The 21,412-nt window shown below is 50.1% G+C and carries 15 protein-coding genes; 14 read left to right on the top strand and 1 reads right to left on the bottom strand.

Annotated elements, in window-relative coordinates; all coding sequences use genetic code 11:
• Positions 1-60: 60 nt before the first annotated feature.
• Positions 61-1,146 (bottom strand): 23S rRNA (adenine(2503)-C(2))-methyltransferase RlmN, encoded by a 1,086-nt coding sequence (rlmN, locus tag C5S62_RS02865; protein ID WP_104403972.1) that lies wholly within the window; start codon positions 1,144-1,146, stop codon positions 61-63.
• A gap of 828 nt (positions 1,147-1,974) precedes the next feature.
• Between rlmN and C5S62_RS02860 the strand changes: the two genes are divergently transcribed.
• The 14 genes from C5S62_RS02860 to ilvC all read left to right on the top strand — a co-directional run bounded on the left by C5S62_RS02860 (position 1,975) and on the right by ilvC (position 21,159).
• Positions 1,975-2,802, top strand: a complete 828-nt coding sequence (locus C5S62_RS02860) for a prephenate dehydratase (protein ID WP_104403971.1) — start codon at positions 1,975-1,977, stop codon at positions 2,800-2,802.
• On the top strand, positions 2,789-3,970 hold the full coding sequence (locus C5S62_RS02855; protein WP_104403970.1) for a pyridoxal phosphate-dependent aminotransferase: 1,182 nt from the start codon (positions 2,789-2,791) through the stop codon (positions 3,968-3,970). Before C5S62_RS02860 ends, C5S62_RS02855 begins: the two co-directional genes overlap by 14 nt.
• Before the next feature lie 114 nt (positions 3,971-4,084).
• The gene (locus C5S62_RS02850) at positions 4,085-5,152 is read left to right on the top strand and encodes a bifunctional 3-deoxy-7-phosphoheptulonate synthase/chorismate mutase type II (protein WP_104403969.1); all 1,068 of its coding nucleotides are present in this window, start codon (positions 4,085-4,087) and stop codon (positions 5,150-5,152) included.
• Between the two features lie 18 nt (positions 5,153-5,170).
• A complete protein-coding gene (locus C5S62_RS02845) occupies positions 5,171-5,944 on the top strand; it encodes a prephenate dehydrogenase/arogenate dehydrogenase family protein (protein ID WP_104403968.1) in 774 nt (257 codons plus the stop codon).
• Between the two features lie 525 nt (positions 5,945-6,469).
• Complete coding sequence (locus tag C5S62_RS02840) at positions 6,470-7,537, top strand: efflux RND transporter periplasmic adaptor subunit (protein ID WP_104403967.1); 1,068 nt, start codon at positions 6,470-6,472, stop codon at positions 7,535-7,537.
• A gap of 3 nt (positions 7,538-7,540) precedes the next feature.
• Complete coding sequence (locus C5S62_RS02835; protein ID WP_104403966.1) at positions 7,541-10,576, top strand: efflux RND transporter permease subunit; 3,036 nt, start codon at positions 7,541-7,543, stop codon at positions 10,574-10,576.
• On the top strand, positions 10,573-11,895 hold the full coding sequence (locus C5S62_RS02830; protein ID WP_104403965.1) for a TolC family protein: 1,323 nt from the start codon (positions 10,573-10,575) through the stop codon (positions 11,893-11,895). Before C5S62_RS02835 ends, C5S62_RS02830 begins: the two co-directional genes overlap by 4 nt.
• A 144-nt stretch (positions 11,896-12,039) precedes the next feature.
• Positions 12,040-13,695 carry a Gfo/Idh/MocA family protein gene (locus C5S62_RS02825; protein ID WP_104403964.1) on the top strand — a complete coding sequence of 552 codons (1,656 nt, stop codon included), beginning with the start codon at positions 12,040-12,042 and terminating at the stop codon, positions 13,693-13,695.
• Positions 13,696-14,143: 448 nt separating this feature from the next.
• Positions 14,144-14,506 carry a hypothetical protein gene (locus C5S62_RS02820; RefSeq protein ID WP_104403963.1) on the top strand — a complete coding sequence of 121 codons (363 nt, stop codon included), beginning with the start codon at positions 14,144-14,146 and terminating at the stop codon, positions 14,504-14,506.
• Positions 14,507-14,990: 484 nt separating this feature from the next.
• Positions 14,991-16,793, top strand: coding sequence for a dihydroxy-acid dehydratase (ilvD, locus tag C5S62_RS02815; RefSeq protein WP_104403962.1), 1,803 nt, complete (start codon positions 14,991-14,993; stop codon positions 16,791-16,793).
• 119 nt (positions 16,794-16,912) lie between these two features.
• Positions 16,913-18,625, top strand: coding sequence for a biosynthetic-type acetolactate synthase large subunit (ilvB, locus tag C5S62_RS02810; protein ID WP_104403961.1), 1,713 nt, complete (start codon positions 16,913-16,915; stop codon positions 18,623-18,625).
• Between the two features lie 68 nt (positions 18,626-18,693).
• A complete protein-coding gene (gene ilvN / locus C5S62_RS02805) occupies positions 18,694-19,275 on the top strand; it encodes an acetolactate synthase small subunit (protein WP_104403960.1) in 582 nt (193 codons plus the stop codon).
• A 25-nt stretch (positions 19,276-19,300) separates the two neighbouring features.
• Positions 19,301-20,056 carry an acyl-[acyl-carrier-protein] thioesterase gene (locus tag C5S62_RS02800; protein WP_190311542.1) on the top strand — a complete coding sequence of 252 codons (756 nt, stop codon included), beginning with the start codon at positions 19,301-19,303 and terminating at the stop codon, positions 20,054-20,056.
• Between the two features lie 59 nt (positions 20,057-20,115).
• On the top strand, positions 20,116-21,159 hold the full coding sequence (ilvC, locus tag C5S62_RS02795; protein WP_104403959.1) for a ketol-acid reductoisomerase: 1,044 nt from the start codon (positions 20,116-20,118) through the stop codon (positions 21,157-21,159).
• Positions 21,160-21,412: the final 253 nt, after the last annotated feature.

Genomic DNA, 21,412 nt, shown 5'->3' with positions numbered 1-21,412 from the left:
ATATGAAGATGTGTGACGGAGAAACCCGAACCGGCGGCTTCATGCTCTTTCCTCAGGGAGTCAGCGTTGCTCCGTCTCTTGTTTGGCTGTTGATAACAGACCGCATGCGGCAAAAATGTCCTGACCGCGTGAGGCGCGGACAGTGGTAAACAGTCCGTGTGCCGTCAGATAGTCGCGCAGGCGCGTCATGCGTTCCTCCGAAACGCCGCGCAGAGGCGTTTCGGGAATGTCGTGAAAACGGATGAGATTAATCCGGCAGTCCAGTTCGCGTAACAGTTCTATCAGGGCATCGGCGTGCCGCAATGTATCGTTTATGCCGTCAAAGACGATGTATTCGAAAGACAGGCGCCGCTGTTTGGGGGCTGACGGGTTGACCGGCCGTTTGCGGCAGAAGTCGTATTGTTTCAGCACGCTGACGATGTCGCGTATGCCGAATGCCCGTTCCGCCGGCATAATACGGGCGCGTTCCTCGGGAATAGGGTGGTGCAGGCTGATAGCCAGATGGCATTCGCTTTCGTCCAGAAAACGCACCAGGCCCTTGCAAAGTCCGACGCTCGACACGGTGATGCGGCGCGGGCTCCATGCGTATCCCCATTCGGCCGTCAGTGCCTGTGTGGCGCGCAACACGTTGTCCAGATTGTCAAACGGCTCTCCCTGGCCCATGAACACAATGTTTGTCAGTGTGTCGCGTTCAGGCAGTGAATATATCTGGTTCAGAATGTCGGCTGCCGGCAGAGAATTCATAAAGCCCTGCCGGCCGGTCATGCAGAAAGCGCATTTCATTTTGCACCCCACCTGGCACGACACACACAGCGTGGCGCGGTTGCCGTCGGGTATGTAGACCGTTTCCACATAATGGTCTCCGAGTGTCCGGAAAAGGTATTTCACGGTTCCGTCAGCAGAACGTTGGCAATCGGCCGGCGGCAGACATCCCACAACATAATTGGCCGCCAGTCTTTCGCGTGCCGTTTTTGAGAGATTGGTCATGCCGGAAAAATCAGACACTTGCTTTTTGTAAAGCCACTCTGCCAGCTGCCTGCCCACAAAGGCAGGCAGTCCCAGCCCTGTGGCCAGTTCTTTTAGTTCCTGTAGGTTCAAACCTAAAAGAGGCTTTTTATGTGTCGGATTTTGGAGGTCGTTCGTCATTATTGAGTAGATATGAGGTTACAAAAGTACGTTATTTTTCAGACAGCCCCAAGGCTTTTCCCAAGAGAGACGCCTATGACGCCGTTTATTTCGTAGAAAATCCTCTCGTTGAATGAAACGGAAAATCCGCCTTGTTTTTTCATTTTTGTCGCCATTCCTGATTTTAACACTATTTGCTTTCCGCCGGAAAATACTGTATCTTTGTAACAGCCAAGCGGGACTTTTCACCTGAAAGTTCCGCTTTTTCAGTGTTTTCCGAGTCTTTTTCCGTACTTTTTTGCCGTATTTTCCCTTTAAAATCCCCGTATTCGAATTTAAATTCCCCGTATTCGAATTTAAATTCCCCGTATTCGTGTTAAAAATCCAATACGGACTTTTATGATCCGAGTGCTTGCAACCTATATTTTAACAGACCGGAATGTTTCAGAAGGTTAAAAATGTTAATGTGTAAAATGTAGTCTGCCGTTCTTGTCGCTTCCGCCAGTCCTTGCGGCAGGTACGTGTGATTTTGCGGCAGGGGTACCGCTTGCTGAAAATATGAGGATAAACAACAGGAACGTGCCTTGAAAGAAACATTCTTTTGTTTTTTTAAAAGAAAAAGTTGCAAAATGTTTGTGGATTCAAAAATAAACCTTACTTTTGCCAGCGTAAATCTTTAAGTTAAATATCAATATGACGTACGCACACTCGTTTTACTTTTATGCTTATTTTTACTTTGCCGGACAAGCGAAGCGGGACGTTGTGCACCATACGAAATAAAGAAACATTCAATGAAAAATCCCGCTTCTGAATCAAGGAGCGGGATTTTTTACTGTAAAGAAAGAGACCATGAAAGTAGCCATACAGGGAATAAGAGGTTCGTTTCACGACATTGCCGCACACGAGTTTTTTAAAGGTGAAGATCTGGAACTGGTTTGCTGCGACACCTTCGAACAGCTCTTCTCGGTCATGAAAGAGGATGATGCCTGCCTGGGGCTGATGGCCATTGAAAACACCATAGCCGGCAGCCTGCTCCACAACTATGAGTTGCTGCGCGAAAGCGGCATGACCATTATCGGCGAGCACAAGCTCCACATAGAACACAGCATCATGTGTCTGCCCGGAGAGGACTGGGGCGACATCAGAGAAGTCAACTCCCATCCCGTAGCTTTGGCGCAGTGCCGCGGTTTCCTTGCCCGCCATCCTGCGATGAAGGTCGTCGAGGTGGACGATACGGCCGGTGCCGCCGCACGGATAGCTCAGGAAAAACTCAGCGGACATGCCGCCATCTGCCATGTGGGCGCCGCCCCCCTTTACGGCCTGCGCGTGCTGGCGAAAAGCATTGAGGACAACAAGCATAACTTTACGCGTTTTCTCGCTCTCTGTGATCCCTGGAATGCCGACCGCCTGCGCGAACTCCACGCCACCAATAAAAGCAGCATCGTATTCACGCTGCCGCACGAGGAGGGATCGCTCTCACAGGTGCTGAGCATTTTATCTTTCTACAAAATCAATTTGTCGAAAATCCAGTCATTGCCCATCATCGGCCGCGAATGGCAGTATCTCTTCTACGTCGATGTCATTTATGATGATTACATGCGTTACCGTCAGAGCATCGATGCTGTCAGGCCGCTGATTAAAGAACTCAAAATCCTTGGAGAATATGAAGGAAAATAACCCCGAAATCATTCCCGCCGACCGTCTGGCCGGCGTACAGGAATATTACTTCTCGCGGAAAGGCAAGGAAGTGGCCCGCCTCAATGCCGAAGGTAAAGACATCATATCGCTGGCCATCGGCAGTCCCGACATGCCGCCGTCGCCGCAGACCATAGACCGCTTGTGTGAGGAAGCGCGCCGCGCCGATGCCCACGGTTACCAGCCTACGGCCGGCATTCCGCAGCTGCGTGAGGCCATGGCCGCCTTCTACCGCCGCTGGTTTGGCGTGGAACTCGATCCCGCCACCGAAATACAGCCCCTTATAGGTTCGAAAGAGGGCATACTCCACACCACGCTGGCTTTCGTCAATCCGGGTGAGAAGGTGTTGGTGCCCGATCCCGGCTATCCTACCTACACTTCGCTCTCAAAACTTCTGGGCTGCGCCGTCGTCAATTACGACCTACGGCCGGAAAATGACTGGCAGCCTGATTTTGAACAGCTTGAGGGAATGGATCTCTCCGGCGTGAGGCTGATGTGGGTGAACTATCCCAATATGCCCACTGGTGCGCCGGCATGCCGCCCAACCTACGAACGGCTCGTGGAGTTTGCCCGTCGCCACGGAATAGTCGTTGTCAACGACAATCCCTACAGTTTCATTCTCGGACAAGAACATATCAGTATTCTGCAAGTACCGGGGGCTAAGGATTGCTGCATAGAATTCAACTCCATGAGCAAAAGCCACAATATGCCCGGATGGCGTGTAGGAATGCTGGCCGGTAACGCCACTTTCGTCAGTTGGATACTTAAAGTGAAAAGCAATATCGACTCCGGCATGTTCCGCCCCTTGCAACTTGCCGCCGCTACGGCCTATGGGAACGACAATACGTGGCATGAAGAGGCCAATATCCATGTTTACGCCCGCCGTCGCAAGTTGGCCGGAGAAATCATGGATGCGCTCGGCTGCTACTACGATCCGTCTCAAGTCGGTATGTTTCTGTGGGGACGCATTCCTGATGAATGCCCCGATGTCGAAGTTCTCACGGAACGCGTCCTTCATGAAGCGCGCGTGTTCCTGACGCCCGGATTCATTTTCGGTTCCAACGGCCGGAGATACGTGCGCATATCACTTTGTGCCAAGGAAGAAAAAATGTCAGAAGCATTGGAGCGCATCCGTGGCGCATTCAGATAGTGGTCAGTGCTTTCCGCATGATGACGCGCGGAGTGCGAATGGCGGCCTGAACCGTTTTGAAAACAATAAATGTAATACCTGTCAAATAGATATCAAATCAAAAAAACTTTTAATATGGCACTCGATTTAGCCCCCCTCAATTTGTCTGGCGTAGAAGATAAGCGCCCTGTGATCATAGCCGGTCCGTGTTCGGCCGAAACCGAAGAACAAGTAATGGATACAGCCACTCAGCTGTCGAAAAAAGGCATCAGGATCTTTCGTGCCGGTATATGGAAACCACGCACTAAACCCGGAGGTTTTGAAGGCGTAGGTGTGGCCGGTCTGGCGTGGATGAAACGTGTACGGGAAGAACTGGGCATGCTAACTGCTACGGAAGTGGCCACCCCTAGGCATGTGGAAGCGGCTCTCGATGCCGGTATTGATCTTTTGTGGGTCGGCGCGCGTACAGTGACCAATCCTTTTGCCATGCAGGAACTGGCCGATGCGTTAAAGGGCAACGATGTGCCTGTGCTGGTAAAGAATCCAGTTAATCCGGATTTGGAATTGTGGATAGGTGGTCTGGAGCGTATCAACGGTGCGGGCATCAAGCGTCTCGGAGTCATACACCGCGGTTTTTCATCCTACGACAAGCGCATTTACCGCAATCTCCCGATGTGGCACATTCCTATCGAATTGCGCCGGCGCTACCCCAATCTGCCCATTTTCGGCGATCCGAGCCACATTGGCGGTGCGCGCGAGCTTGTGGCGCCGCTCTGCCAGCAAGCCATGGATTTGGGCTTCAACGGTCTGATGGTAGAAAGCCACAGCACTCCCGATGCCGCTTGGAGCGATGCCAGCCAGCAGGTGACGCCCGATGTGCTCGACTTTATACTTGAGAAGCTGGTTATCCGCAATCTTTCTCAGAGCACTGAAAGCCTCGAGGTGTTGCGCCGCCAGATAGATGAAATAGACAATGCTCTTATTGAACTGCTGGCTAAGCGTATGCGCATCAGCCGTGAGATAGGGACTTTCAAGCGTGAGCATAAGATGACTGTCGTTCAGACAGGACGTTATACTGAAATCCTCGACAAGCGCGGGGCGCAAGGTGTGCTCTGCGGTATGGCGCCTGAGTTCATGAAAACAGTCTTTGAAGCCATTCATGAGGAAAGCGTGCGTCAGCAAATCGATGTGATGAATAAATAACGAAAGGAAAGGAACGACATGAAAATCCTTATACTCGGTGCAGGAAAGATGGGGTCGTTTTTTGTAGACCTGTTGAGTTTCGACCATGAGACAGCTGTCTATGACATCGACCCCAAGCGTCTGCGCTTCATGTACAACACGCAGCGGTTCACTACCCTCGATGAGATTGAAGACTTCAAACCCGAACTCGTTGTCAACGCCGTGACGCTCAAATATACTCTGGATGTTTTTCGCGCGGTCATACCTCACTTGCCTGCCGATTGCATCGTAAGCGACATTGCCTCAGTCAAGACGGGTTTGCAGGATTTTTATGAGCAATGCGGCCGCCGCTACGTGTCGACGCATCCCATGTTCGGTCCTACCTTTGCCAATCTGGGCACACTCTCGTCCGAGAACGCTATCATCATCAGCGAGGGAGACTATATGGGGCGCATCTTTTTTAAAGATCTCTATTCAAAACTCGGGCTGCATGTCTGTGAATATACTTTCGACGAGCATGATGAGACGGTGGCCTATTCCTTGAGTATCCCCTTCGTTTCGACCTTTGTTTTTGCTGCTGTCATGAAACATCAGGATGCGCCGGGAACCACCTTCAAGCGTCACATGGACATTGCCCGGGGCGTGTTGGGCGAAGATGATTGTCTTCTTCGTGAAATCCTCTTCAATCCGCGTACCGGAGGACAGGTGTCGAAAATACGGGATGAACTGAAAGAACTTCTCAATATCATTGACAATAAAGACGAGGCTGCTCTCGATGGTTATCTCTGCAAAATAAGAGGTCACATCAAGTAAGTGCAGGTTTCACGATGCCTGGAGGCACCAAGAGCCTGTCAATGCTTCCGTTGGGCTGCGTGCCTGAGACTTTAACATATTTAACTTTCAGAAACATTCCAGTCTGTTAAAATGTAGGTTGCAAGTATCGAAATCATAAAAGGATGTATTGGAATTTTAACACGAATACTTCGAATTTAAATTCCAATACGTGGAATTTTTAAGAAAAAGAAGATTATTCTTTGATGTTTTTTACCTAAAAACAAAGGAAAAAGCGGGAGTCTCAACAGAGGCTCCCGCTTCGCTGTTACAAAGATACGAAATTTTCGCCTCCAAACCAAGAAATGTTAAAAAGCGGAAGCCTGAATAATATATCATGACGCAGAGTGTTAAGAATTTATTTCACATGAAAAGCTTTTGTATTGATTTTATAATTTTTAGACATTAGGGAAGGAGCAAACCCGACAAAAAATCTTATTTTTGCAAAATAATTATTTACAGACTAACACAAAAACAATTCTCTTATTTGTCTTTAATTCTAATAAAATGAATAAGTACGTGAAATGGGGCATCATCGGTGTGGTGGTGCTGGGTTTTGCCGGTTTGGGCATTTACAATTTCGTTCCTCGTGAAAACAGTGAACTGAAAGAGGCACCTCAAAAGCAAAAAGGCAAGGACAAAACGCTCAATGTGCGTTATACTGTGTTGAAAGAGCAGACACTTTCTGACGGTATTTACGTAAGCGGTACGCTTAATCCCGATGAGGAAGTGGATCTGAGTTTTGAATCGCCAGGTAAGATCACCAATATTTATTTCAAAGAAGGTGCCCGCGTGGCCAAGGGGACTTTACTGGCCAAAATCAATGATGCGCCGCTTCAGGCACAGCTCCGCAAACTTCAGGCGCAGCTCAAGTTGATGCAGGACCGCCTTTACCGTCAGCGGGCATTATTGGAGAAGGAGGCCGTGAGCAAGGAATCCTTCCAGGAGGCTGAGGCCAATCTTTCAACCCGCCGTGCCGAAATAGATATGGTAAAAGCCGAAATAGAACAAACGGAATTGCGTGCGCCGTTTGATGGCGTAATCGGTTTACGGCAAGTCAGCGTTGGTGCCTATGCCACAACCTCTACCACAGTGGCCACACTGACCAAGATGTCACCCTTAAAGGTGGAGTTCAGCATTCCGGAGCGTTATGCGGGAGAGCTGAGGCCCGGCGCCAAACTGACGTTTACGGCTGAGGGTGACCTCACACCGCGTGAAGCGGTGGTATATGCCACCGCCGCACAAGTGAATACCGACACGCGTACTTACACCGTCAGGGCGCGCTATGCCAATGCCGATGGAAAACTGGTGCCCGGACGTTACGTCAATGTCAATCTTGTGGCCCGCGAATATGGCAGAACCCTTGCCGTTCCCAGCGAAGCGCTGGTTTCCGAAATGGGTGTGGATAAAGTATTTCTATGTAAAAACGGCACGGCCGTTCCCGTTGAAATTAAAAAAGGACTGCGTACGGACTCACAGGTTCAGGTGCTGAGCGGAGTGAGTGTGGGCGACACCGTGATAATCAGCGGTACAATGCAGTTGCGCACAGGTCAGAAAGTAAAACTAACCCGATAAGCCATGAACATATCCGAACTAAGTATACGCCGTCCGGTTTTGGCTACGGTTTTCACGCTGGTTATCCTGATATTCGGAGCCATCGGCTATTTGACGCTCGGCGTGCGTGAATATCCTTCGGTCGATAATCCGATAATTTCCGTTACCTGCTCCTATCCAGGCGCCAATGCCGATGTGATAGAAAACCAGATAACGGAACCTTTGGAGCAGAACATCAACGGTATTCCCGGCATACGTTCCCTCACCAGTGTGAGCCAGCAGGGGCAAAGCCGTATTACGGTAGAGTTTGAACTTTCCGTCGATCTGGAAACTGCCGCTAACGATGTGCGCGACAAAGTGTCGCGTGCACAGCGCAACCTGCCGCGTGACTGCGATCCGCCCACCGTTTCGAAAGCCGATGCCGATGCCATGCCCATCATGATGGTGGCTGTTCAGAGCGACAAACGTTCTCTGTTGGAACTGAGCGAAATAGCCGATCTTACGGTGAAAGAGCAGTTGCAGACTATTCCGGAAGTGAGCAGTGTGTCCATTTGGGGTGAAAAACGCTACTGTATGCGCCTTTGGCTCGATCCGGTGAAGATGTCGGGCTACGGCATCACTCCTATGGATGTGAAGAATGCCCTTGATCGCGAGAATGTAGAACTTCCTTCCGGCTCGATTGAGGGAAATACAACAGAGCTGTCTATCCGCACCATGGGGCAGATGCACACAACGGAAGAGTTCAATAATCTCGTCATTAAGGAAAGCGACGGACGTATTGTCCGCTTCAGCGACATCGGTACAGCAGAACTCAGTTCGCGCGATTTGAAGAGCTATATGAAAATGAACGGTGTGCCGATGGTCGGCGTGGCCGTTGTGCCGCAGCCCGGCGCCAACCACATCAACATAGCCGATGCCGTGCGGGAACGCATGGAACTGATGAGGAAAGATCTTCCCGAAGATGTAAAGTATGATTACGGCTTTGACAACACCCGTTTCATACGTGCTTCCATCAACGAGGTAAAGACAACGGTTTATGAGGCGTTTCTGCTGGTTATCATCATCATCTTCCTCTTCTTGCGCGACTGGCGCGTGACGCTCATCCCCTGCATTGTCATTCCGGTGTCACTCATCGGCGCATTCTTCATCATGTATCTGTGTGGTTTCTCCATCAATGTGCTCTCAATGCTGGCCATTGTGCTGGCCGTAGGTCTGGTGGTGGATGACGCCATCGTTATGACAGAGAATATCTACATACGGATAGAACGGGGCATGAAGCCCTTTGAAGCCGGCATCGAAGGTGCCAAGGAAATCTTCTTTGCCGTTATATCCACCACCATTACGCTGGTGGCTGTATTCCTTCCTATCGTGTTTATGGAAGGCACCACCGGCCGGCTTTTCCGGGAGTTCAGTTTTGTAGTGGCGGGTTCGGTGATCATATCCTCGTTTGCGGCTTTGACATTCACGCCGATGCTCGCCACCAAACTGCTTGTGAAACGCGAAAAGCAAAATTGGTTTTATCGAGCTACAGAGCCTTTTTTTGAGGGACTTAACCGGATATATGTCCGCTCGCTTGGCGCTTTCCTGCGCCATCGCTGGCTGGGTGTTGCCATAATGGTAGCCGCTCTGGGCGTCAGTGGATGGCTTTGGACTACTATCCCGTCTGAAATGGCACCGCTTGAAGACCGTTCGAGCATCACGGTGCGTACCACTGGACCGGAGGGAGTCACTTATGAATACATGCGTGATTATACGGAAGACATCAACCGTTTGGCCGACTCTCTGGCACCCGATGCAGCCTTTATCACTGCACGCGTTTCGGCTTCGTCGGGTAACGTGCAGATTACGTTGAAGGACCTTTCCGAGCGCCAGTATACGCAGATGGATGTGGCGGAGCGGCTTTCGAAAGCGGTGCGTGAAAAGACTGATGCCCGCGCTTTTGTGCAGCAGCAGTCAACCTTTGGCGGACGTCGTGGCGCCATGCCTGTGCAATATGTTCTGCAGGCCAGCAATATCGAAAAATTGCAGGAGGTGTTGCCAAAGTTCATGGCCAAGGTTTATGATAATCCCACCTTCCAGATGGCGGATGTCGATTTGAAATTCTCCAAGCCTGAAATACGCTTGAGCGTTAACCGCGAAAAAGCGAATCTGATGGGAGTCAGTACCCGCGACATCGCTCAAACACTTCAATACGGCTTGAGCGGTCAGCGAATGGGCTATCTCTATATGAACGGCAAGCAGTATGAAATTGTGGGGGAAATCAACCGTCAGCAACGCAACGATCCCAACAATCTGAAGTCCATCTATATGCGCAGCAGTGATGGCAAGATGATCCAAATGGAAAATCTGGTGGAACTGGACGAGAGCATAGCGCCGCCGAAACTTTACCGTTATAACCGCTTTGTATCGGCTACGATTTCCGCAGGTTTGGCCGAGGGCAAAACAATCGGGGAAGGGCTCGATGAAATGGATAAAATAGCCAAGAGTACTTTGGATGAGACATTCCGGACGGCCCTTGCCGGCGACTCTAAAGAATTTCGTGAGAGCTCATCCAGTCTTTTCTTTGCTTTCGGACTGGCTTTGTTGCTGATTTATCTGATTCTCGCAGCTCAGTTTGAAAGTTTCAAAGATCCGTTTGTCATCATGCTCACTGTGCCTTTGGCCATTTGCGGGGCATTGGTTTTCATGAGTTTTGGAGGCCAGACTATGAATATTTTCAGCCAAATCGGCATCATCATGCTGATAGGTCTTGTTGCTAAAAACGGTATCCTTATTGTTGAATTTGCCAATCAACGCCAACAGCAGGGAGAAGACAAGATGACGGCAATTCGCGAGGCTGCAGCCCAGCGCCTCCGTCCTATCCTGATGACAAGCACTTCTACCATTCTCGGTCTGTTACCGTTGATGTTCGCCACAGGCGAAGGGTGTAACGGCCGTATTGCCATGGGAACAGCCGTTGTAGGCGGTATGCTTTTTTCAACCTTGCTGACGATGTATATCGTTCCTGCCATTTATTCTTATGTATCAACCAATCTCGTTCATAAAAAGAAGAAAGGATGAAAAGGTTATTTCTGTTTTTTATATCCGCTGCTTTTTTCAACGGTCCGCTCTTTTCGCAGGTCGTTTCGCTTAAATCCTGTTTGGAAACCGGATTAAAGAATAATTATTCCCTGCGCATTGTGCGTAATGAGCAACGCATTGCCGAAAACAACGTTACTCGCGCCAATGCCGGTTATCTGCCGTCTGTGAACGCATCGGCCGGCTATACGGGAAGCCTGGACAGCCGTAACACTAAAAACCGTGGCTCGGGCGCTGTTACACGCGACAGGAATGTTGTGGATAATACGTTTAATGCCGGCATCAATGCAGAATGGACGATTTTCGATGGCTTTAAAATTCAGACGAACTATTTGAGGTTGCAGGAGTTGCGCCGCCAGAGCGCCACACAGACGCGTATTGCCATTGAAGATTATATGGCCGATCTGGCAGCCGAATATTATAACTTCGTCCAGCAGCGCATCCGCATGCGTAATCTTCAGTATGCGGTAGCCCTGTCCCGTGAGCGTCTTCGCATTGTGCGCGAACGTTATATAATAGGAAGTAATTCACGCCTCGACCTTCAGCAGGCACAAGTGGACTTTAATGCCGACAGCGCCCAAAGCCTCAAGCAGCAAGAATTACTGGTCACTTCGCTTATCCGCCTTAATGAACTGATGGCCGTAAAGGATGTGGGTAGCCGGATTACCGTCAGAGATTCGACCATAAATGTAGATGCTTCCCTGACGTTTGACAGTTTGTGGGTAGCGACCTTGCAGTCAAATGCCTCTCTCTTTAAAGCTGCCCAAAACCGGACTTTGGCCGAACTGGATTTCAAAAGCGTCCGCAGCCGCGATTATCCCTATATCAGGCTGAACGCCAATTATGGCTATACCTATAACAGCTATGGGACAGGCGCTTCTCAGAGCCGTCAGAACTGGGGTGGGGATGTCAGCGTTACGGTTGGTTTGAAGCTGTTTGACGGCAACCGTCAGCGGGAACGGCGCAATGCACAAATCAATATCGAGAATGCGGAACTGGCTCAGCGCGATTTGGAAATATCATTGCATGCCGATCTTGCCGACCTGTGGCAAGCCTACCAGAACAATATTCGCCTGCTTTCTCTTGAACGGGAAAATTTGAATGCCGCGGAAGAAAATCATTTCATAGCCTGTGAACGTTATTTGCTAGGCGATCTCTCCGGCATTGAAATGCGCGAAGCGCAAAAGAGTTTGCTGGATGCCGAAGAGCGGATATTGGTAGCGGAATATAACACAAAACTCTGCGAAATTTCTTTACTCCAGATCAGCGGAGGCATCATGGCCTATTTGGAACGCGAGTAATGCCGTGTATACAAAAAAACTTAAGGTAAAATACCGAAACCCTACGTGTAGTGAACATTCTTTAGCAAATAAACATTACAATTCATTTAATATACCTATCTTTGCAGAGAAGAACAATTAAATTATCTAATATTTTTTATAACTATGAAATTAAATAAAGTTTTAGCATTTGCCTTTGCCGCACTCGTTGCTTTAGGCGGACAGACGGTTCAGGCGCAGTCTCTTTCCCCTTCTACGAAGTGGCATTGGGACAAAGGTACCATTGTTGTTGAAGACCCCGTTCGGCCTGCTGGCCAGCAGCACGTGCTTGGTCTTACGGTACCCAAGATGAAAACCGTTCGCGTGGCTTTTGTCGGACTCGGCATGCGTGGTCCCGGTGCCGTTGCACGTTTTACCCATATTCCCGGTGTAGAAATCGTGGCACTCTGCGATTATGAAGAAGCACGTGCGGAAAAATGTCAGGGATATCTGAAAAAGGCCGGTCTGCTCCCTGCCGCCATCTATTCCGGCGAAAAAGGCTATGAAGAACTCTGCAAGCGTCCTGACATCGACCTCGTTTACGTGGCTACCGACTGGGATCACCACTTCCCCGTAGCAAAGTGCGCCCTCGAAAACGGTAAGAACACTGCTATTGAAGTTCCTTCGGCCATGAACCTCGAACAGTGCTGGGAGCTTATCAACCTCTCTGAGAAGACCCGTAAGCACTGCATGATTCTAGAAAACTGCTGCTATGACTGGTTCGAACTCCGTGCCCTCAATATGGCTCAGAACGGCGTGTTCGGCGAAGTTCTCCGCGCACAGGGAGCTTATATCCATAATCTTGATGATTTTTGGGGTTCTTATTGGTCAAATCCCAAGAACGATCCGGAAAAACTCGGCTGGCGCATGAAATACAACAAGGAAAACCGTGGTGATGTTTACGCCACTCATGGTCTCGGTCCTGTAGCTCAGGTACTCGACATTCACCGTGGCGACCGCTTCACCGTGCTTACGGCTATGGACACAAAATCGGTTCATGGCAAAGAATATGTGGAGAAGAAAACCGGTAAGAAGTGCGAAGAATACCGTAACGGTGACCACACCACCACACTTATGCGTACGGCAAACGGCAAGGTGGTAGAGATTCAGCACAACGTAATGAATCCCCAGCCCTACAACCGTCTTTATCAGCTGACCGGTACGAGAGGTTTCGCCAACAAGTACCCTGTTGCAGGTTATGCCATCGATGCAGCCCAGCTCAAAGCTACGGGCAATGCTCCCAAAGTAGATGATCTCAGTTCTCACGGTTTCATGCCTGAAGCCGAGAAGAAAGCACTTGAAGAGAAGTACGAGCACCCCATCATCAAGAAGTACGGTGCTATGGCAGCCAAGGTTGGCGGCCACGGCGGTATGGACTTCTTCATGGATGCTCGTATGGTTTATTGTCTGCAAAATGGTCTTCCCCTCGACATGGACGTTTATGATCTCGCTGAGTGGTGCTGTCTTGCCGAGCTTGGTTCACTCTCTATGGACAACAATTGCGCTGCCGTTACTTTCCCTGACTTTACTCGCGGCCATTGGAACGAAGTGAAAGGTTATAAGCATGCTTACGCTCCCGAAGCAGAAGAAAAGGCTGCTGAAGCCACTGCCGAAGCTTACACCGCAGCCCAGAAGGAAGCAGTGAAGAATGCCAATGTGTGGGCGCTCTATGATGCAATGAAAAAAGCCGATGCAAAAAATAAGGCAAAAGCTAAGAAAGCTTACGACAAAGCCGTTGCCAAAGCAAAGGCTCAACTCGTAAAGGCTACAGCGAAGAAATAATCCTAAGCAAAAAAGGATTTGCTCATATATGGGGCGGCACAGATATTTGAAGTGCCGCCTCTTTTTTATTTGTTACAGTTAGCGGCACTTATTTAAAAGAATGAAGTATAAAGAATGGTATCATGGTTATTAAACAAAAAAATAGTATTCCTATTTAGATATTTTGTATTTTTGCAGTTGAGCAATTTAAAATACGTGCTCAGGACATAACGAAAAAAGTAAGAAGCGTTGTGCTTTCTTGTAACTTGGAAACGTAGGAAATTTCACGAGTTTACACAAGACAGGTACAGTGGTTCTCACGCGTATAGCGTGGGCTGCTATTCCATTTGTGTAAACGGGTTTTTCCTACGACCTCCAAGTTATAGATGGTATAGTCGGTTCCACGCTTCATATATTCAGTAGGAACAGTGTCAGGCGGAACCGAATGGTGCATAAGCATAATAGAGTTATGTATAAAAGATTTTTGATGACTGCTTTGATGTTTTGTGGTATCAGTTGGGCTTCGTGGGGTGGAACCCCTCTTGTTCGTGGCACCGCACTTCAAGTGAGAATTGTGGAACCAATTGACAGTAAAACGATGACAGAGGCCGTGGCTGTGGTAGAGTATGACGTGAAAGCTAACGGGAAAGTTCTGATAAAGAATGGGACTCCCGTGCAGATACAAGTACAAAGAAAGAAGGCCCGCGGCATAGGCCGTCCAGGCTTTTTGTCTGTCCGATCACTCAGTACACAGGCCGCAGATGGTCAGACTATTCTGTTATCCGGCGGAGTGTTAAAAGTTGAAGGACAGAGTAATAAAGGTTTGGTGTAGGTCTTGGATTTTTCGTTTGGCCATGTTTAGGGTGTCTGGCAATTAAAGGCGAACAGGCAGAAATAGAGGCAGGTACAGTACTCAATAATGTTTTAGTTGCCAGTGATTGTTTGGTAGAATGATTCCATCTTAATTCCAGTAAAGAAGCAAAATGTTTATCATTACATATCATCAGCCGGATTTATATCGGGAATTGGTGGAATCCGATTGAAGATAGAGAGTAATATCATTTTAACACAATTCGCTTTTCGACGAAAAGCGAATTGTGTTAAAACTGCGACAGCGCCTCCTCCGTGTTCTCTTCCAGACATGATCAGTCATCGCACTTCAAGCGCAGGAGTACTTTGCGAAGATAATCTGCGTCTTAGAGGTACTTGTTGTTTTTGTGGTTTTTTCTAACGTTTTGTTTGTTATATAATGAATATTGTTTACATTTGCATTTCTATAGGTTTTATAAACTTTCGAAAAATAATATAGTCTGAGCATGAAACACAAGTTACGCAGCGCTTTCAGCACTGAAGGCCGGCGTATGGCCGGAGCCCGCGCCCTGTGGGTTGCCAACGGCATGAAGCGCGAACAGTTCGGCAAACCGATTATTGCCATTGCCAATTCTTTCACACAGTTTGTGCCAGGGCATACACATCTTCACGAAGTGGGGCAACTCGTCAAGCGCGAAATAGAGAAACTGGGATGCTATGCAGCCGAGTTCAATACCATAGCCATTGATGACGGTATTGCCATGGGGCACGATGGCATGCTCTATTCCTTGCCTTCGCGCGATTTGATCGCCGATTCTGTGGAATACATGGTTAACGCTCACAAGGCAGACGCGCTGGTGTGCATTTCAAACTGCGACAAAATAACACCGGGCATGCTCATTGCTGCCATGCGCCTCAACATCCCGACCGTGTTTGTCAGCGGCGGTCCCATGGAGGCCGGTAAATGGCGCGGTGAGAACGTAGACCTTATCACGGCCATGGTGAAAGGGGCCGATGAAAGTGTAAGCGATGAGGAACTGGCTGAAATAGAAAACCGGGCCTGCCCTGGCTGTGGCTCATGCTCGGGCATGTTTACGGCCAATTCCATGAACTGCCTGACCGAAGCGCTGGGGCTTTCGCTGCCAGGCAACGGCACCATTGTGGCCACTCACGCCAACCGCCGCCGGCTTTTCGAGGATGCTGCGCACTTAATCGTGGCCAACGCCTATAAATATTATGATGAAGGTGACGAGAACATACTGCCGCGCAGTATCGCCATCCGTGAGGCTTTTCTTAACGCTATGACACTTGATATTGCTATGGGCGGATCCACTAACACTATACTCCACCTTCTGGCCATCGCTAACGAAGGAGGTGTGGATTTCAAGATGGAAGACATCGACAGCCTGAGTCGCAAAGTGCCTTGCCTGTGCAAACTTTCACCGAACACACAGCGTTTCTCCATACAGGAATGCAACCGCGCCGGCGGAGTGCTCGGTATTTTGGGCGAACTCTCCAAGGCTGGACTGCTCACTCTCGAAACCCGTCGGGTCAACGGTGCCACACTGGGCGAGGATATTCAAAAATATGATATTACGGCCCTTTCGGTAAGTCCCGACGCCGACCGCATCTATCACAGCGCTCCGGCCGGACGTTTCAGCACTGTCATGGGAAGTCAGGACACCCGCTGGAAACAACTCGACACCGACCGCGCTGAAGGTTGCATCCGCGATGTTGCACACGCCTATACAAAAGACGGCGGACTAGCCGTACTCTTTGGCAACATTGCCCGCAACGGCTGTGTAGTCAAGACGGCTGGCGTAGAAGAGACCTTATGGCATTTCTGCGGTCCGGCACGAGTATTCGACTCTCAGGAAGCTGCCTGCGAGGGCATTCTCTGCGGAGCGGTAAAGGCTGGCGATGTGGTGGTAATCACTCACGAAGGCCCCAAAGGCGGACCGGGCATGCAGGAAATGCTCTATCCCACCTCTTACATCAAGAGCCGTCATCTGGGCAAAGCCTGCGCACTTATCACCGACGGGCGCTTCTCAGGAGGTACATCGGGCCTGAGTATCGGACACATATCTCCCGAAGCGGCTGCCGGCGGCAACATCGGCAAAATTGTGGACGGCGACATTATCGAGATCGACATCCCTTCACGAAGCATCAACGTCCGACTGACCGATGAAGAACTCAACGCCCGACCTATGCGATCGCTGCAACGCAAGAGAACCGTGTCGAAAGCTCTCAGGGCCTACGCCTCAATGGTGTCGAGCGCCGATAAGGGTGGTGTGCGGATGGTTGACTGAAACGTCGACTGCCTGCTGCAATAAAATCCTTTTTCGCACATCACGAAAGACCGGCTGATAAAACTCGTCACATTAACCTCCACTCCTTATCGCTATACATTATTATATATACCAGAACTATGACTACGGACAATTTATATCCTGAAAAAATATCCGGCGCAGAAATACTCATGCGTTCGCTTGTGGCCGAAGGTGTGGAAACACTTTTCGGCTATCCCGGCGGTGCCATCATGCCGGTTTACGATGCCCTTTACGACTATCGCGACCGCCTGAACCATATCCTCGTGCGTCACGAACAGGCCGCCGCCCACGCTGCCGAAGGCTATGCCCGTGTGAGCGGCCGTGTGGGAGTATGTCTTGTAACAAGCGGTCCTGGTGCCACCAACACCATTACTGGCATAGCCGATGCCATGATGGACAGCACGCCCATTGTGGTTATCATGGGACAGGTAGGCGCACAAATGCTCGGGTCTGACGCTTTTCAGGAATGCGACATGGTGGACATTACGCAGCCTATTTGCAAATGGGCTTATCAGATCCGTTCGGCCAAAGACGTGGCATGGGCCGTGAGCCGTGCTTTCTACATAGCCGGCAGCGGCCGGCCGGGCCCCGTAGTGCTCGATTTTGCAAAAAATGCCCAGATGGAACTGGCGGAATATCTTCCGGCCAAAATAGATTTTATCCGCAGTTACGTGCCCGTACCATCCACACCTCCGGAAAGCATCGAACAGGCAGTAGCACTCATCAACGGGGCTGAACGTCCCTTGGTGCTTGTAGGTCAGGGTGTTGAACTGGGACACGCACAGGACGAGCTGCGTACAATGATAGAAAAATGCGGCGCTCCGGCGGGCTGCACGCTGCTAGGGCTGTCGGCCTTGCCGTCAGACCATCCGCTCAATGTCGGCATGCTGGGCATGCATGGAAGTCTGGGAGCCAACAAAAACACACAGAAATGCGATGTGCTCATAGCCGTAGGCATGCGCTTTGACGACCGTATCACCGGCAAGCTGGACACTTATGCCCGTCAGGCAAAAATCATTCATTTCGACATTGACACTTCGGAATTCAATAAAAACGTCAAGGTAGACGTTGCCGTGCCGGGCGACTGTAAACACACCCTACAGGCCGTAACAGCTTTGCTCAATGAGCGGGAACACACGGAATGGCGCGAAAGTTTCCGCCTCTATGACCGCGAAGAAGCGGCAAAAATCATTTTGCCGCAAACACAACCTGACAGCGGCCCGCTTCGTATGGCAGAAGTCGTAAGAAAAGTTTCGGAAATGACCCGCAACGAAGCCATTCTCGTTACCGATGTAGGGCAAAACCAAATGTTCGCAGCCCGTTACTTCAAATTTACCAAGAAACGCAGTCTGGCCACTTCAGGCGGAATGGGCACCATGGGCTATGGACTTCCCGCAGCCATCGGCGCCACTTTTGGTGCATCCGACCGGACTGTATGTCTGTTTCTAGGTGACGGCGGTCTGCAAATGACCATAGAGGAACTGGGAACCATCATGGAACAGGGCGCCCCGGTAAAAATCATCCTGCTCAACAATAACTATCTGGGTAACGTGCGGCAATGGCAGGCTTTGTTTTTCAAACGCCGCTACTCTTTCACACCAATGATGAACCCCGACTATGAAAAAATAGCTCAAGCCTACAATATACCTGTACGTACGGTTACGCAGCGCGCCGAACTGGAAACCGCCATCACCGAGATGCTGGCCGCTCCCGGGGCCTTTCTCCTGCAAGCCGCCGTGATGGAGGAAGACAACGTACTCCCGATGTGCTGTCCGGGCCACGATGTCGACGATATGATGGTGAGCATCTGAGAATGACAGCCTTAATTATTCCTCCCACTTATTCAATTTACCTCTCACTCTTTTCAAATAAAAGAATTATGAGTACCGACAACAAGAACGCGGCTAACGGCCCAACACTGTATACGATCATTGTTTTTTCGGAAAACCTCGCCGGCGTGCTCAATCAGGTAACAAATGTCTTCACACGCCGCCAGCTCAACATTGAAAGCCTCAACGTGTCGCCGTCGGGCATCGGAAAAGTACACCGCTACACCATCACATGCTATTCCGACGAGGCGACCATCCGCACCTTAACGAAGCAGATAGAGAAAAAGATAGACGTCATACAGGCGCAATATTTCACCAACGATGAAATATACGTGATGGAGCAGGCTCTCTATAAAATTGCCACGGCGAAGCTTTTGGAAAACAAGGAGATATCGAAAGCCATCCGTTTTCACGACAGTAAAATAGTTGAAGTCAACTCCACCTATTCCATCGTCTCGAAAGAAGGCATGCCGGAAGGCATCATGAACCTCTACCACAAACTCAAGAGTTTCGGCTGCCTGTTGCAGTTCGTGAGTTCCGGAGTGGTGGCCGTCACCAAAAGCCGCCGCGAGGAATTGAGCGAGTTTCTTGAACTGCGCGAAGAAGAATACCGCCAGCGAACACGCCGGTAACACACATACAATCCATTCAATATCAATGATGATGAATTCAGAACATATAGGCCGCTATCCCTTCACCGTCGAACCGTTCTCGGAAGACTACAAAGGCAGGCTGTCATGGGGATTTTTGGGCAACCATCTGCTGCGATGCGCCAGTCTGCACGCCGGCAGCCACGGCTTCGGATACGATGAAATGCAGGAAACACGTCATGTGTGGGTATTGTCGCGTCTTGTGGTAGAGCTGGAGGAAATGCCGCGCACAGGCGATAAATATACCGTAGAGACATGGGTGTCGGCCATCTACCGGCAATTCAACGACCGACTTTTCGCCATCACAGGCGAGTCCGGCCGCGTTTTCGGCTACGGTCACAGCGTATGGGCCCTTATCGACATGGATAGCCGCCAGCCCATGGAACTGGAAGCATTGCCCGACGGCGGATTTTCCAGTGCTGTAACAGACAGGAAAATACCCATCAAAGGTCCCGGCCGCATCCGCGTGAAAAACACTATACCCGATTGCACGCTCACCGCCCGCTACAGCGACCTCGACATCAACCGCCATGTCAATTCCATACGTTACATTGAAATGATGCTCGATCTCTTCCCGAAAAGTCTGTTCGACTCACATCGGGTGAAACGGATGGAAGTGGCCTACAGTGCCGAAGCTTATTTCGGCGACCGGCTGTCTTTTTTCAAGGACGACGGGGAAGACGGCAGCTATGCCGTAGAAGTGCGCAAACAGGACGGAACTCCAGTGGTAAAGGCCGTCATCACCTTCGACAAAGAGGCGTAAGTTTCCTGTAAAAAAAAGAAAAAACAATTTAATAACCGGATATTAAACACAAACGTAAAATGGCAAAAATGAATTTTGGCGGCGTCATCGAAGAAGTAATGACCCGCGAAGAGTTTCCTCTCGAAAAGGCACGTGAAGTACTCAAGAATGAAACCATAGCCGTGTTAGGCTACGGTGTTCAGGGACCCGGACAGGCATGCAACCTGCGCGACAACGGCTTCAACGTTATCGTAGGCCAGCGTCCCGGCAAAACCTACGACAAGGCTGTGGCCGACGGATGGGTGCCCGGAGAGACACTCTTCAGCCTTGAAGAAGCCGCCCAGCGCGGCACCATTGTCTGCATGCTCCTTTCAGACGCGGCACAAATGCAGTTGTGGCCCACAATCAAGCCCTATCTCACAGCCGGAAAAACGCTTTATTTCTCCCACGGCTTCGCCATTAACTGGAGCGACCGTACTGGCGTGGTGCCTCCCGCTGACATTGATGTCATTCTTGTAGCTCCCAAAGGCTCCGGCACGTCACTGCGGACGATGTTTCTCGAAGGCCGGGGGCTCAACTCCTCTTATGCCGTGTATCAGGACCATTCCGGACAGGCTCTTGAGAAGGTGCTTGCCTTCGGCGTAGGCATCGGTTCGGGCTATCTCTTCGAAACCACCTTCAAGCGCGAAGCTACCAGTGATCTTACCGGTGAACGCGGTTCTCTCATGGGCGCCATACAGGGACTTCTGCTGGCACAATATGAAGTGTTGCGCGAAAACGGCCATACCCCCTCTGAGGCGTTCAACGAAACTGTAGAGGAACTCACCCAGAGCCTTATGCCCCTCTTTGCCAAGAACGGTATGGACTGGATGTATGCTAACTGCTCTACTACCGCCCAACGCGGCGCACTCGACTGGATGGGTCCGTTCCATGATGCCATAAAGCCGGTGGTGGAAAAACTCTATCACAGTGTGGCTACCGGCAACGAAGCCCAGATTTCCATTGACAGCAATTCACAGCCCGACTATCGCATGAAACTTGAAGAAGAGCTCCGCGCTCTGCGTGAAAGCGAAATGTGGCGCACCGGTGAAACCGTTCGTCAGCTGCGTCCGGAAAACAATTAAAATGAAACACGGTTCTTGCCTGCCTGCAAGCGGCAAGGACTGTCAATTCGCATTAATGCCGGCAATGATTTTTTAAGAATCATTGCCGGCATTTAATATGGATGCACATATCGTGCCAAAGTGAAAAACATCATCTTTTGAAGGACCGGAACAGGTTATTGACTTTAACGTTTTTAACTTCTGATTACACTTTGAAGTGTTAAAACGTAGGTTGTCAGTATGGGAAATGAAAAAGTCCGTACCGGAATTTCAA

The organism is Prevotella sp. MGM2 (assembly GCF_002933955.1).
Taxonomy (GTDB): domain Bacteria; phylum Bacteroidota; class Bacteroidia; order Bacteroidales; family Bacteroidaceae; genus Alloprevotella.
The sequence above is the reverse complement of the archived record's forward strand: the minus strand, read 5'-3'. Positions and strand labels throughout refer to the sequence as shown.